This window comes from Aquimarina macrocephali JAMB N27 (assembly GCF_000520995.1).
In the GTDB taxonomy this organism is placed as follows: Bacteria; Bacteroidota; Bacteroidia; order Flavobacteriales; family Flavobacteriaceae; genus Aquimarina; species Aquimarina macrocephali.
Genome location: NZ_JACA01000022.1, coordinates 45,500 through 59,249, shown reverse-complemented (window position 1 = coordinate 59,249; position 13,750 = coordinate 45,500). Strand labels below are relative to the sequence as shown.

General features: G+C 33.5%; 13 protein-coding genes. 4 read left to right on the top strand and 9 right to left on the bottom strand.

The features are described 5' to 3' along the window. Window positions 1-32 precede the first annotated feature (32 nt). Window positions 33-1,115: an aminotransferase class V-fold PLP-dependent enzyme gene (locus Z054_RS0113580; protein WP_024770605.1), complete on the top strand. Its 1,083-nt coding sequence runs from the start codon at window positions 33-35 to the stop codon at window positions 1,113-1,115. A 121-nt stretch (window positions 1,116-1,236) separates the two neighbouring features. Beyond that, a complete protein-coding gene (locus tag Z054_RS0113575; RefSeq protein WP_024770604.1) occupies window positions 1,237-1,533 on the top strand; it encodes an isoamylase early set domain-containing protein in 297 nt (98 codons plus the stop codon). Window positions 1,534-1,608: 75 nt separating this feature from the next. Here the strand turns inward: Z054_RS0113575 and Z054_RS0113570 are convergent, their stop codons facing one another. The 9 genes from Z054_RS0113570 to Z054_RS0113530 all read right to left on the bottom strand — a co-directional run bounded on the left by Z054_RS0113570 (window position 1,609) and on the right by Z054_RS0113530 (window position 9,881). After that, window positions 1,609-1,890, bottom strand: a complete 282-nt coding sequence (locus tag Z054_RS0113570) for a DUF427 domain-containing protein (RefSeq protein ID WP_024770603.1) — start codon at window positions 1,888-1,890, stop codon at window positions 1,609-1,611. Window positions 1,891-1,912: 22 nt separating this feature from the next. After that, window positions 1,913-2,887, bottom strand: a complete 975-nt coding sequence (egtD, locus tag Z054_RS0113565) for an L-histidine N(alpha)-methyltransferase (RefSeq protein ID WP_024770602.1) — start codon at window positions 2,885-2,887, stop codon at window positions 1,913-1,915. A 17-nt stretch (window positions 2,888-2,904) separates the two neighbouring features. Then, on the bottom strand, window positions 2,905-4,074 hold the full coding sequence (gene egtB, locus Z054_RS0113560) for an ergothioneine biosynthesis protein EgtB (RefSeq protein WP_024770601.1): 1,170 nt from the start codon (window positions 4,072-4,074) through the stop codon (window positions 2,905-2,907). A gap of 111 nt (window positions 4,075-4,185) precedes the next feature. After that, window positions 4,186-4,611: an energy transducer TonB gene (locus Z054_RS0113555; protein WP_024770600.1), complete on the bottom strand. Its 426-nt coding sequence runs from the start codon at window positions 4,609-4,611 to the stop codon at window positions 4,186-4,188. A 23-nt stretch (window positions 4,612-4,634) separates the two neighbouring features. Continuing rightward, the gene (locus Z054_RS0113550; RefSeq protein ID WP_024770599.1) at window positions 4,635-5,459 is read right to left on the bottom strand and encodes a thymidylate synthase; all 825 of its coding nucleotides are present in this window, start codon (window positions 5,457-5,459) and stop codon (window positions 4,635-4,637) included. Window positions 5,460-5,602: 143 nt separating this feature from the next. Continuing rightward, window positions 5,603-7,306 carry a NupC/NupG family nucleoside CNT transporter gene (locus Z054_RS0113545; RefSeq protein WP_024770598.1) on the bottom strand — a complete coding sequence of 568 codons (1,704 nt, stop codon included), beginning with the start codon at window positions 7,304-7,306 and terminating at the stop codon, window positions 5,603-5,605. Between the two features lie 51 nt (window positions 7,307-7,357). Then, entirely contained in the window at window positions 7,358-7,975 is a 618-nt protein-coding gene (locus Z054_RS0113540; protein WP_024770597.1) for a bifunctional nuclease family protein, read from the bottom strand. An 86-nt stretch (window positions 7,976-8,061) separates the two neighbouring features. Further along, entirely contained in the window at window positions 8,062-9,030 is a 969-nt protein-coding gene (locus Z054_RS0113535; protein ID WP_024770596.1) for an electron transfer flavoprotein subunit alpha/FixB family protein, read from the bottom strand. Window positions 9,031-9,134: 104 nt separating this feature from the next. Next, a complete protein-coding gene (locus Z054_RS0113530; protein WP_024770595.1) occupies window positions 9,135-9,881 on the bottom strand; it encodes an electron transfer flavoprotein subunit beta/FixA family protein in 747 nt (248 codons plus the stop codon). A 233-nt stretch (window positions 9,882-10,114) separates the two neighbouring features. Here Z054_RS0113530 and Z054_RS0113525 point away from each other — a divergent pair, with 233 nt between their 5' ends. Continuing rightward, window positions 10,115-11,122: a pyruvate dehydrogenase complex E1 component subunit beta gene (locus tag Z054_RS0113525; RefSeq protein WP_262482435.1), complete on the top strand. Its 1,008-nt coding sequence runs from the start codon at window positions 10,115-10,117 to the stop codon at window positions 11,120-11,122. 116 nt (window positions 11,123-11,238) lie between these two features. Beyond that, window positions 11,239-13,737, top strand: a complete 2,499-nt coding sequence (locus Z054_RS0113520; protein WP_024770593.1) for a DUF5686 and carboxypeptidase-like regulatory domain-containing protein — start codon at window positions 11,239-11,241, stop codon at window positions 13,735-13,737. Window positions 13,738-13,750 lie beyond the last annotated feature (13 nt).

The following is a 13,750-nucleotide window of genomic DNA, read 5'->3' as shown; positions in this document are numbered from 1 at the left end:
ATAGTTTTTACCAAAAAGCACTAAAATTACTTATGAAGAATTTAAGAAAAGAGTTTCCTGTTTTATCTCATAATACGTATCTCAATACAGCATCTTCTGGATTACTTTATGATTCGCTTTTAGATTTTAGACAGGAGCATGATTTAGATTTTCTTATTGGGGGAAGCCTGTTTAGAGATCATCAACAAGTTTTTTTAAATAATGTGCGTAAAACTATCGCAACATTTTTTGGAAGTTCTGATAACAATGTGGTATTAACTCCTAATTTTTCTTTAGGATTCAATACAATATTGAGTGGGTTAGATAAAAATAAAAAAGTCTTATTATTAGATGAAGATTACCCTTCTATTAACTTTGCCGTGACCAGTAAAGGATTTAATGTTTGCTATGCTACAATAGATGCTACAGTAGAACAAAATATTGAAAGTGCCATACAAAAACACAAGCCTGATATTTTTGCATTTAGCTTAATACAATACATTAATGGCATTGCAATAGATCTTGATTTTCTTACTTCATTAAAAGCCAAATATCCTGATGTGCTTTTTATTGCTGATGCTACACAGTTTTGTGGCACTAGAACTTTCGATTTTAATGCTTCGGGAATTGATATTTTGGGATGTAGTGGTTATAAATGGTTACTGGGAGGATATGGTAATGGATTTATGTTGTTTAACCATCGAATATTAGATCAGATTACACCTTCTTCATATATCGATGCTGCTACCAATACCAATTATGATCCATCATATACAAGTTTGCAAGCAAGATTTGAATGTGGCCATTTGGATACCTTTAATTTTGGAAGCTTACAATATTCTCTGAATTTTCTGAACAAAATAGGCATCGCAACTATTGAAGATCATATGAACAAATTATGTGAGTATGCAAAATCAGAATTCACCAAACTAAATCTATTAGAAGAAGATGTGGTAAAGCGACAAAAACATAGTACTATTTTTAATATAAAGGGCGATCAGGAATTACATTTATATTTAAAAAAACATCAAATAATTACTTCTCTTCGTGGACAGGGTATTAGAGTTAGCCTTCATTTTTATAACACAAAAGAGGACCTGGAAAAACTACTTGATATACTACATCGTTATCGTTAATATCTTATTGTTAAATGTTGATTAAATTACTGATAATCTGACATTTCCTTCTTTTCGTTTTTAATGTTTTGCAGTAACTTAGTTTTTAATTTATTAACCAATATTTAATAGTATATAAATTATGGCGATTACTAAGCAATATTTAAAATCTAAACCTATTTGTAAAGTTACTTTTATTGTTCCTGCGAAAGAAGCAAATAATGTTAGCGTAGCTGGAGAATTTAATGAGTGGAATACAGAAGCTACCATTTTGAAAAAGTTAAAAAATGGAAACTTTAAAGGAACCATCAATCTTCCTAAAGACAATAAATTTGAATTTAAATATATTGTAGATGGTGAATGGACAAATGAAATCGAAGCTGATGGATATCAGTGGAACGATTTTGCTGCTACAGATAATAGTTTACTTGTAATATAAAACTAAAGACTTCAGCTTTTATCAGGTCAAATTAATTTTTAACTCTAATAAAATCTTATAAGGTGTTGAAACGTGTTAATCCACAACCTCAACACCTTTCCAAAAGGCAACATAATCTTTAATTTGTTTTGCTAAATCACTGGTATTTGGATAATACCATGCCGCATCCTTGTTTTCTTTTCCATCTACCTCGATTGTATAATACGATGCCACTCCTTTCCATGGGCAATTGGTATGCGTATCACTGGACTTAAAAAATTCTTTTTTTATTGCTTCTGGCGGAAAATAATGATTATTTTCTATCACTTTGGTGTCATTACTTTCTGCTATCACTTGTCCGTTCCAAATTGCTTTCATATTCTGGGTGTTTTTTTGTTTTTTATTCTTCTTTTGTAATTAGATAATCTTTGTAATCGTTATTCTGATCTGAAAAAGATTTCACAATTTTCAAACCAGATTCTTTTGCCAGCCACTTTACAATATCATCATCATATTTCTGAGAAATCTCGGTATGAATACTTTCCCAGGCTTCGAAGTGAACTTGCAACGACAAATTATCAATATCGACAGTTTGTTTTTCTTTGCTCACCAAATAACTTTTAGCAGTTCCATTTTCGGGATCATACGTTTCCCAATGCATGAATTTGTTCAGATCAAAATTTCCATTAAGTTCTTTATTGATTCTTGCTAAAACATTTTTATTAAAAGCTGCTGTTACTCCAGATTTGTCGTTATATGCATCCAAAACTTTCTGGGGGTGTTTTTTTTGGTCAAACCCTATAAAAAGTAGATCACCAGTATGCATTGCATTGTATAATTTTTTCAAAAACTGAATAGCCCTTGCGTGTAATAGATTACCTATATTAGATCCCAGAACCATAATTACTTTTTTACGGTCGCTCATATGCTTTAATCGATCTAAGACTTCAAAGTACTCACCTATTTGCCCTTGTACAGCAACTCCAGGCATTTCCTGGTTTAAGTTTTTTACCAATCCATCAATAGCATTTTCGCTAATATCAATAGGGTTATAAGTAAAATTATAGTGTTGATTTAACAATTCTTGCAATAACACTTTTGTTTTTTTCCCGTCACCTGCTCCCAATTCGATTAAGTCAAAACCTTCTTTATGGGTATCAAATTTTTGAATAATATCAGATTTATGAGTTTCAAAAATTTCATATTCTGCTCGTGTGAGATAATATTCTGGTAACGCCATTATTTGTTGGAAGAGTTCATCTCCTATTTCATCATAAAAAAATTTAGACGATAAATATTTTGGAAACGCAGTTAAACCTTCGCATACTTCTTTCTCGAAAGTAGAAACCAGTACTTTTTGATCTTTAGAATTCATGTAAAAAAATAGAGTTATTAATCCTTCACTAATCGCAATCCTGTAAATTGCCATCTAAGGTGTGGGTGAAAAAAATTACGATATGTTGATCTTGTATGGTTTCGTGGTGTAGCTACCGATCCTCCTCGCAACACTTTCTGATTTACCATAAATTTTCCGTTATACTCACCTAATGCCCCAGGAGCTTTTTTGTAGTTAGGATAAGGCGAATATGCACTTTCTGTCCATTCCCATCGTATCCCCCATTTGAAAAGAGATTGTGCAGTTTCCCATTCGAACTCGGTTGGTAATCGCTCTCCTTTCCATTGGGCAAAAGCAAATGCTTCAAAGAACGAAATGTGAGTAACCGGAGCTGTATAATCCACTGTTTTTAATCCCCGTAAGGTATACTGATAGTATTGTCCATCTATTTTATGCCAATATAATGGAGCTTTGATGTTATCTTTATGTATCCAATCCCAGGCTTCTGCATGCCATAACAAGCTATTTTCATACCCTTTATCTTCGATAAAATCAAGATATTCTCTATTTGTTACAAGTGCATTTGCAATGGTATACTCTCTAAGGTATACTTTATGTCTACCAAGCTCATTATCATAACAAAATTTATTTCCTTTATATCCAATCTCATAAACACCTTCTTCTACGGTACTATATTCAGGAGTTTGATCATCATTAGAAATAGGGTTTTCAGAAAACGTATCATTATATTTAGGAAACAACGGATTATTTCCCAATATAAATTTTATATCTGTAATCAATAATTCCTGATGTTGTTTTTCATGATGGATACCAATCTCTACCAATTCTCTAATTTCTGGATCATCATTTTCCTCTAAAAAAGTCTGCAAGTGCGAGGTAATATAATCTCTATATTCATATACTTCACTTACTGTTGGTCTAGAAAGATTTCCCCTATCGGTACGTATTACCCGTTTCCCAACACTTTCATAATAACTATTAAAAACATAGGCATACTCTGGATGAAATCGTTTAAAACCTGACACATATTTTGATAGAATGAATTCTTCAAAAAACCAGGTAGTATGTCCTAGGTGCCATTTTGGAGGAGAAACATCTACAATAGGTTGGATGACATAATCCTCTATCTGGAGAGGAGCACAAATTTCTTCGGTATCTGATCGGGTTATTAAAAAGGAAGTTATTAAGTTATCTGTAATGATCATAAAAAAGAGTGTATACGACTTACGTATACACTCAAATTTACTGATTTTTATTATTTTTTATCCTATAACAAGGTTAATCCAATGTTAAAATTAGAATATCTAATCTATATATTACTGTGGTTTTCTAAAAGTAATTGGAACAGAATAAGCGATGGCTATTGGTTTTTCTCCCCATTTACCGGGTTTCATCTTAGGTATGGCTCTAATAATTCTAATAGCTTCTCTTTGTAAGTATCTATGTGCTCCTGTAACTTCAAGTACTTCTACCTTTCCTTTTTTATTTATAATAAACTCTACCGTTACTGTACCGCTCAATCCTTCGTTCATAGCAATTTCTGGGTACTCAAAATTTTGAATAATATGATTTCTCAATTTTTGGTCAAAACATTGAGTAGGGGCCTGTCTTGATCGATCACATTTTGGCCACATCGGTGTGATTCCTTTTTCATTCGCATTTTCCTGCGATAAAATTATTGCATCCTGGGAAAAAGAAATTCCTGAAAGCAAAAGTGTTAAAATAAGTAATGTTTTTTTCATCGTAGTTCATTTAAAATTTGGGCTTAAACTGCAACCCTTCCCTTTATATGAGAGTGTGGATCATAGTCTACTAACTTGAAATCATCAAAAACGAAGCCAAAAATATTTTTCACCTCTGGATTAAGTATCATTTTGGGCAATTTTCGAGGTGTTCTAGATAGCTGAAGTTCTAGTTGTTCTGTATGATTGTTATAGATATGAGCATCTCCAAAAGTATGTATAAACTCACCTGCTTCATAGCCACAAACCTGCGCCATCATCATGGTAAACAAGGCATAAGAAGCTATATTAAATGGTACTCCTAAGAAAATATCTGCACTACGCTGATACAATTGACAAGATAGCTTGCCATTAGCAACATAAAATTGAAAAAAAGCATGACAAGGAGGCAATGCTGCCTTACCATTAGCTACATTTTCAGAAAATGACTTTGATGTATCTGGCAGGACACTTGGGTTCCAGGCAGATACTAACATACGTCTACTATCGGGGTTGTTTTTAAGCGTCTCTACTATTTCCTTGATTTGGTCAATTTCATTACCATCCCAATTACGCCATTGATGACCATATACAGGACCTAAATCTCCATTATCATCGGCCCAATCATTCCAGATACGAACACCATTTTCCTGAAGGTAACCTATATTAGTATCTCCTTTCAAAAACCATAATAATTCGTGAACTATAGATTTTAGATGTAGTTTTTTGGTAGTAACCATAGGGAAACCTTCACTAAGATCAAAACGCATTTGGTAACCAAAAACGCTTTTTGTACCTGTTCCAGTTCGATCTTCTTTTGCATTTCCATTTTCAATTACATGATTCACAAGATCAAGATATTGCCTCATATTCTCTCTTACAGTTTATGTTAATCTTTAAAGTTAAAAGTGCTTTCCAAATATACAAAAAATAGCATACGAGATACTCTTTAATTTATTGATTTAAGGATTGTTGTACAATAGTTTTTAACAATACATTATGAATTAAACTATTATCCTATTATCATTCCAGCAATTGTAGCAGATAACAGGGATGCTATCGTACCTCCGATCAGTGCTTTCATACCAAATTCAGACAATGTTTTTCGCTGACCAGGTGCCAAAGAACCAATACCACCTATCTGTATCCCGATTGAAGCAAAATTTGCAAAACCACATAGCATATAAGTAGCCATAATCACAGATTTATTATAAGTAAAATGTAGTGCGCTAGCTGGGTTTTTTAGATCTGCTAATTGTATATATCCTACAAACTCACTTGCTACCAATTTAATTCCTAGGAGTTGACCCATTAAAGCTATATCTTCTTTGGCGACTCCAATCATCCACATTAATGGCGCAAAAAGATAGCCTAAAATAAGTTCAAGAGATAAGCTTTGGTAGGCTGTGTTTGATGCTATCCAAGTATTTACAGAAGTGATGTCTCCAACCCAACTTAATACACCGTTCAGCATAGCAATAAAGGCTACAAACACTAATAACATAGCACCAACATTTACAGCTAGTCTTAAGCCTTCAGTTGTTCCGTTTGCTATAGCGTCTAAAATATTAGATCCTATTTTTTCTGAAGAAACATGCACGTCTGTATTAATTTTTTCTGTTTGCGGAAATAGTATTTTAGAAATAACAATTGCTCCAGGAGCTGCCATTACTGATGCTGCTAGTAGGTGTTTTGCAAATTGTAATCGTAAAACCGGGTCGTCTCCTCCTAAAAACCCAATATATGCTGCCAGTACAGCTCCAGCAACAGTTGCCATGCCACCGATCATAACTAATAGCATTTCAGACTTATTCATCTTTTCTAAATATGCTTTAATTAATAGAGGCGCTTCTGTTTGACCTAAAAAGATGTTACCAGCAACACTTAAACTTTCTGCTCCAGATATCTTGAGTGCTTTGGTCAACAACCAAGCTAAGCCTTTTACTACTTTTTGAATAATACCTAAATAAAATAATAAGGAAGTTAAAGCTGAAAAGAATATAATAGTTGGTAATACTTGAAAAGCGAATATAAAACCAAAAGTATCCATATCTACAACCAAACCTTCAAACAGAAATTTACTTCCCGCTCTAGTAAAGTCTAAAACATTAACAAATAGGCCTCCAACCCATTCAAATATCGTTTGAACAAACGGTACTTTTAAAACTCCAATAGCAATTATTAATTGAAATCCAACACCTAATCCAACTGTTTTCCAATTAATAGCTTTTCGGTTACTGCTAAATAAAAATGCAATTATCAGAAGTGCTATCATTCCTAAAACACCTCTCCATAAACTACTAAAAGAGAAACCCTGGTTAGGTATAAGTTGATTAACTTCTGCAACAGGAGCTACTTGTACAGTTTCTTCCTGAGTAGTAAGAGCATATGATATATTATTTTTTGAAATGACCAGCGTAGAATCAGTTAAGGTAGTAACTTTATATCGTATTAGGGAATCCTGAGCTGTCTCGGGGAAAAGTAATAAAACGCTATTTTGCTGTAAATAATCTCCTTGTAGCGTTTCTGAAGCACCATTAAAAGAATATGAAAACTGGCCTTGTTCTAATGAAAGGTAATCTCCATTTTTAACGGCAAAAGTTTCTTCTGGAGTTCCATTAACTTTTTCTAAAATCCATTTTTTCTCTATGGATTGTGCTGATAATATGGTGAAAACAAATAGTGATAACAGAAAAGTAAGTAATCCTTTCTTCATAAAAATTGAACTCATTTAAAATAGATTAGATCTTTAATGCTGACATACAAATTAGCCTCGTTTGGAAATTTCATCGCGAATCCTTGCTGCTAATTCATAGTCTTCATTAGTAACTGCCTGATCAAGCATTCGATTGAGTTCTTCAATAGATAAGTCTTTATAACTTGTTTCTTTACCTACCATTTCAACATCATCAGAAACCAGTTCATCTACCAAAAGACTTTCGGGATCAGTCTCATCATCCTTTTTAGGATTTACTTTAAGATATATACCAGCCTGATCCAAAATATTTTTATATGTAAATATAGGAGCTTGAAATCGTAAGGCCAATGCAATAGCATCGCTTGTCCTGGCATCAATGATTTCTTCAATTTTATCGCGTTCACAAATAACACTGGAATAAAAGACACCGTCTACCAGTTTATGAATAATTACTTGCTTCACTATAATATCAAACCGATCTGCAAAATTCTTAAAAAGATCATGGGTAAGTGGTCTTGGCGGTTTTATTTCCTTTTCTAAAGCAATAGCTATAGATTGCGCCTCAAAAGCACCTATAACAATTGGCAACTTTCTTTCTCCATCCACCTCACTTAAAATTAGCGCATAAGCACCATTTTGGGTTTGACTGTATGATATTCCTTTTATGTTCAGTCGAACTAAACTCATATTGCTCTCAATAAAAAAGGGCTGTTTGAATATGCGGATTTTTACATAGGTTCAAACAGCCCCTAATTGGGCACAATTTATGAAAATTATGCGTTATTCGACTTAAATTCTTTTAATTTTTCAATAAGTTTTGGCACTACTTCAAAAGCATCTCCTACTATTCCGTAGTCTGCCGCTTTAAAGAAAGGTGCCTCGGGATCGTTATTAATCACCACTTTTACTTTACTGGCATTAATCCCTGCCAAGTGTTGAATAGCTCCAGAAACTCCAATAGCTATGTACAGGTTTGACGCAACTGGTTTTCCTGTCTGTCCTACGTGTTCGCTATGAGGTCTCCATCCCATATCACTTACTGGTTTTGAACATGCGGTAGCGGCACCAAGCACTTCTGCCAGCTCTTCTATCATTCCCCAATTTTCAGGACCTTTTAATCCACGTCCTCCTGATACTACAATTTCTGCATCTGCGATAGAAACCTTATCTGTAGCTTTATCCACAGCGGTTACCTGTACTCCAAAATCGTCATCAGAAAGTGACGGATCAAAAGCCTCAGAAGTTGCAGATCCAGCATTTTCCTTAAGACCAAAAGCATTATTGGATAGACCAATCACTTTAACATCAGTTGGTATTTCTGTAACATTAAATGCTTTATTGGTAAATGCAGTACGTTTCACTTTAAAAGGAGAAGCACTTTCTGGCAACCCTACAACATTAGATGCATATCCCGCATTAAGGTGCACAGCTAATAAAGGTGCTAAAAATTTACTATCTGCTGTAGAACTTACCACAACAACCTTTGCTCCTTCTTGTACTGCTGCTTGTTTTATTGCATCTGCATATGCTTTTGCATTAAATGTAGATAGTTTATCATTTTTTATCTCTAAAACTTTATCTACTCCATACGCTCCTAATTCACTACTATCTCCTCCATTTATACTTACAGCGGTTACAGTTGTACCAAGCATAGCAGCAACTTCTTTTGCATAAGATGCTACTTCGAAAGCGGCTTTTTTAAATTTTTGGCCTTCACTTTCTGTATATACTAAAATTGACATAAAAATTTTGTTTAATTTTTCCCGAATCTGTTTCAGGAACTGTTTGATTGTTTTGTTAATTTTCAAAAGACTCCGAAAGGAATTCGGAATGATTTAGTCTTCAATTAAATCACCTTAGCCTCGTTGTGTAATAATGCAACCAATTGATCTACATTATCAGGAGCTACTAATGTTACCTCTCCTTTTGGAGTTGGTTTTTGAAATTGAACAGCTTTTGTTCCCTGATCTGCTTCAATTGGCTCTACTACGGTAAGTGGTTTTTTACGGGCCATCATAATTCCTCTCATATTCGGAATACGCAAATCACTTTCTTCTACCAGTCCTTTTTGTCCGCCAACGATTAAAGGTAATTTAGCTGTAGAAGTTTCTTTCCCTCCATCAATTTCGCGAGTAACTGTTGCCGTATCTCCTTCGACTTCTAAACCGATGCATGTATTTACAAAATTAGCACCTGTAAGAGCAGAAATCATCCCAGGCACCATACCTCCATTATAATCAATAGATTCTCTACCAGCAATAACTAGATCATAACCACCATCCTGTATAACTTTTGCTAATTGTCGAGCAACATAAAAACCATCTGTAGCTTCAGTATTTACTCTAATAGCATTATCTGCACCAATCGCCAAAGCTTTACGCAAAGTAGGCTCTGTCTCTGGACCACCAACATTTGCAACATCTACAGATGCTCCTTGCTTTTCTTTAAACCACATTGCACGAGTTAATCCAAATTCATCATTAGGATTAATTACAAATTGCACTCCATTGGTATCAAACTTAGTATCTCCATCCGTAAAATTAATTTTGGAAGTTGTGTCTGGCACATGGCTAATACAAACTAATATTTTCATTTTATATATGTATTTTTTGAGAATTTAATAATAAAAGCGAAGGTACAAATAAAAAGTATAATTTATTATGCGCGCATAATAAATTTTTTCAATATTCAACCCCTATCAAAGGGTTTTAATTGCTACTTTTGCCTTCGTTATGGCACAAAATATTTTTTTAAAATAAAATTAGTAGAATTTAAATTATCATTAAGTGTTACATATACGGATAATTTTAATTCCAAAAATAAACAGTGTCGACTAAAAACAATAAAAAGAAGCACATGAAAACCATACAATTCAGAGAAGCAATTTGCGAAGCAATGACTGAAGAAATGCGACGAGATGAATCCATATATTTAATGGGTGAAGAAGTTGCAGAATATAACGGAGCGTATAAAGCGAGTAAAGGCATGCTGGACGAGTTTGGCCCAGATAGAGTTCTTGACACTCCTATCTCTGAATTAGGTTTTGCTGGTATTGGTGTTGGAAGTGCCATGAATGGTAATCGACCAATTATCGAATTCATGACGTTTAATTTTTCATTGGTCGGAATAGATCAAATCATTAATAACGCTGCAAAAATGCGCCAAATGAGTGGTGGTCAATTTAACATTCCTATTGTTTTTAGAGGCCCTACTGCTTCTGCAGGTCAATTAGGAGCTACACACTCACAAGCTTTTGAAAATTGGTTTGCTAACACACCAGGATTAAAAGTAGTGGTTCCTTCAAATCCAAAAGACGCCAAAGGGTTATTAAAATCTGCTATTAGAGATAACGATCCCGTTATCTTTATGGAAAGTGAACAAATGTATGGTGATAAAGGTGAAGTACCAGAAGGTGAATTTACAATTCCTCTTGGAGTAGCAGAAACTAAGAGAGAAGGTAATGATGTTACCATTGTTTCATTTGGAAAAATTATCAAAGAAGCTTATAAAGCAGCAGATGAATTAGCTAAAGAAAATATTTCCTGTGAAATTATAGATTTAAGAACTGTTCGTCCTTTAGATCTGGATGCTATATTTACTTCTGTCAAAAAAACAAATCGATTAATTGTTCTTGAAGAAGCTTGGCCTTTAGCTAATATTTCTTCAGAAATCACATATCAGGTGCAATCCAATATCTTCGACTATCTAGATGCACCCATTGTAAAAATCAATACAGCAGATACACCAACTCCATATTCTCCTCAATTATTAGAAGAATGGTTACCAAACAGTAAAGATGTTGTTAAAGCTGTTAAAAAAGTGATGTATAAATAAAATGAACTCCTTTATTTTGCGTTTCATCAGTTTTCGGAACACCATCAAATACAAAAATGGCCCAAAAATTGAGGTGATCCACTAATTATCACAAGTATTAATCTTAATAATTTTAGATGAGACATTTGATTTCAGGAATACTTTTTACTTTATGTAGCGGTACATTTCTTTATTCACAAACTAAAATTGGTGGCCAGGTTTATGATAATAATAAGCAACCTGTTCCTTTTGCTAATATTGTATTTGCAAATTCTACTATAGGTACCATAACCGATGAAAATGGTAGGTTCTATATGGAATCCGACAACAATTATTCTAATGTCAAAGTTTCGTTTATTGGTTTTAAAACCAAAACTATAAAGCTAACCAAGCGGGTTACTTATAAGATGGAAATCATCCTCGAAGAGGAAGCCGCTGCATTGGATGAAGTTGTTATTTACAAAGGAAAAACTTCTAAAAAGAATAATCCCGCTATTGATATTCTAAGAAAAATCTGGAAAAATAGACGGGAAAATGGAGTTAAGAAGTTTAAACAATATACCTATGATAAATATGAAAAATTAGAATTTGACCTCAACACTATTGATAGTGCTTTGGTCAATAGTAGGATTTTTAATGGTATGGAATTTATTTTTGATGATGTAGATACGTCGAGAATAACCGGAAAAACCTATTTACCTATTTTTCTTAATGAAGCTCTTTCTAAAGTATATGGTGATAATATAATCAATCAAGAGAAAGAAGTACTAGCAGGAAATAAAAATGCCGGATTTAGTGATAATCAAACTTTAATTGCATTTGTTAAAGATCTGTACTCTGATTACGATGTCTATGAAAATTATTTAAAATTCTTTGACAAAAGCTTTACCAGTCCACTATCTCGAACCGGGATTAGCGTATATAATTATGTCTTAACAGATAGTGCCTATATAGGCAACAAATGGTGTTATAATATCATATACTACCCCAGAAGAAAAAACGAATTGACTTTTAAAGGCGATTTTTGGGTAAATGATACTACATGGGCTATTAAAGAAATAAACTTAGAAGTTACAAAGAGTGCCAATATTAACTGGGTAAAAGATTTATATATCGAACAAGAGTTCGATGTGCTAAATGATTCTATTTTTCTAATTACAAAAGATTACTTTCAGTCTGATTTCGCTTTTAGTAAGAAAGAAAAATCACGCGGAGTATATGGTAAAAGAACAACTTTATATGACAATTATAAATTTGACATAAAAAAGGACAACAAATTCTATCAAAGCCAAGTAGATCCATATAATCAAGACATTTATAATAGGGAGGATTCTTTCTGGGCTAATGCCAGAATGGAAAAACTTAATAAAGATGAAGAAAAAGTTTACAAACTGCTCGACACTCTTAAAACGGTAAAAGCTTTTAAACGCCTTTATAATATTGGAACCATATTAGCTTCGGGGTACGTAGAGTTTAATGGTTTTGATTTTGGACCACTTTTTAATACTATTGGATTTAATGATATTGAAGGGTTTAGACTTAGAGCAGGTGGTAGAACCTATTTTACTTCTAATGATAGATGGCGTATCGAAGGATATGGTGCTTACGGTTTTAAAGACAATAAGTTTAAATATGGGATTTCAGGAAAATATCTTGTCGATCGAAAATCAAGACTTATCGTAGCTGCCGGAAACCGACGAGATGTAGAGCAACTTGGTGCCAGTCTAACCAATACTAATAATGTTGAAGGGAGAAGTCTGGCCTCCTCTTCTGTTATTGCTACTGGAGATAATGATAGACTTACATCTATCAATCTGTCTGCTTTTTCTATGCAAATAGAACCCAAAAAAAACCTAACAATTGGAGTCACAGGATCCTATAGAACTTTAAAACCAGCAGATCGTTCATTATTTAGCTTAGATTTTCTTGATCCCGAAACCAATGAATTACGTACTCAGATCAAACAAACCGAAATAGCAACACAAATTACATATACACCAGGTAGGAAAACTACAGGATATGGTGTAGATAGAATTGTTGTAAATGATGGGGATTTTTCAACTCTATTTTTAAATTATAGTGTTGGTGTAAAGGGTTTAATAGAAAGTGATTTTGAATATCAAAAATTACAATTTTTCTACCGACAACCATGGAACATTGGAGGTTTCGGTGTATTAAACAGCTCACTGGAAGTTGGAAAAACATTTGGCGAAGTCCCTTTAGGCTTGTTAAGTGTTATCCCAGGAAATCAAACTTATCTTTCAATATATAATACTTTTCCATTATTAAACTATTATGAATTTGTTACAGATACTTATACCTCTCTTCACTTAGAACATAATTTTAATGGTAGAATATTTTCTAGAATCCCGTTACTAAGGAAACTAAATCTTAGAGAATTGGTTGGTATAAGAGGTGTTTGGGGAGAGTTATCTAATGAAAACATCGCAATCGATGCTTCAGGGTTTTTACAAAGTGTAGGAGCTCCAAATGACGAAATTTATTGGGAATATAGTTTGGGTGTAGGGAATATTTTTAAGGTTTTCAGAATAGATTTTCATTTTAGAGGGAACTATTTCGATAATCCAGATGCTCGTAAATTTGGAGTTACCGGATCTTTTGGATTTTATTTCTAGAAAAAGATTACTG

Coding starts and splice junctions, on each gene's coding strand:
- Z054_RS0113580 (WP_024770605.1), top strand. CDS start 33: ATGAAGAATTTAAGAAAAGAGTTTCCTGTTTTATCTCATAATACGTAT.
- Z054_RS0113575 (WP_024770604.1), top strand. CDS start 1,237: ATGGCGATTACTAAGCAATATTTAAAATCTAAACCTATTTGTAAAGTT.
- Z054_RS0113570 (WP_024770603.1), bottom strand. CDS start 1,890: ATGAAAGCAATTTGGAACGGACAAGTGATAGCAGAAAGTAATGACACC.
- egtD (WP_024770602.1), bottom strand. CDS start 2,887: ATGAATTCTAAAGATCAAAAAGTACTGGTTTCTACTTTCGAGAAAGAA.
- egtB (WP_024770601.1), bottom strand. CDS start 4,074: ATGATCATTACAGATAACTTAATAACTTCCTTTTTAATAACCCGATCA.
- Z054_RS0113555 (WP_024770600.1), bottom strand. CDS start 4,611: ATGAAAAAAACATTACTTATTTTAACACTTTTGCTTTCAGGAATTTCT.
- Z054_RS0113550 (WP_024770599.1), bottom strand. CDS start 5,459: ATGAGGCAATATCTTGATCTTGTGAATCATGTAATTGAAAATGGAAAT.
- Z054_RS0113545 (WP_024770598.1), bottom strand. CDS start 7,306: ATGAAGAAAGGATTACTTACTTTTCTGTTATCACTATTTGTTTTCACC.
- Z054_RS0113540 (WP_024770597.1), bottom strand. CDS start 7,975: ATGAGTTTAGTTCGACTGAACATAAAAGGAATATCATACAGTCAAACC.
- Z054_RS0113535 (WP_024770596.1), bottom strand. CDS start 9,030: ATGTCAATTTTAGTATATACAGAAAGTGAAGGCCAAAAATTTAAAAAA.
- Z054_RS0113530 (WP_024770595.1), bottom strand. CDS start 9,881: ATGAAAATATTAGTTTGTATTAGCCATGTGCCAGACACAACTTCCAAA.
- Z054_RS0113520 (WP_024770593.1), top strand. CDS start 11,239: ATGAGACATTTGATTTCAGGAATACTTTTTACTTTATGTAGCGGTACA.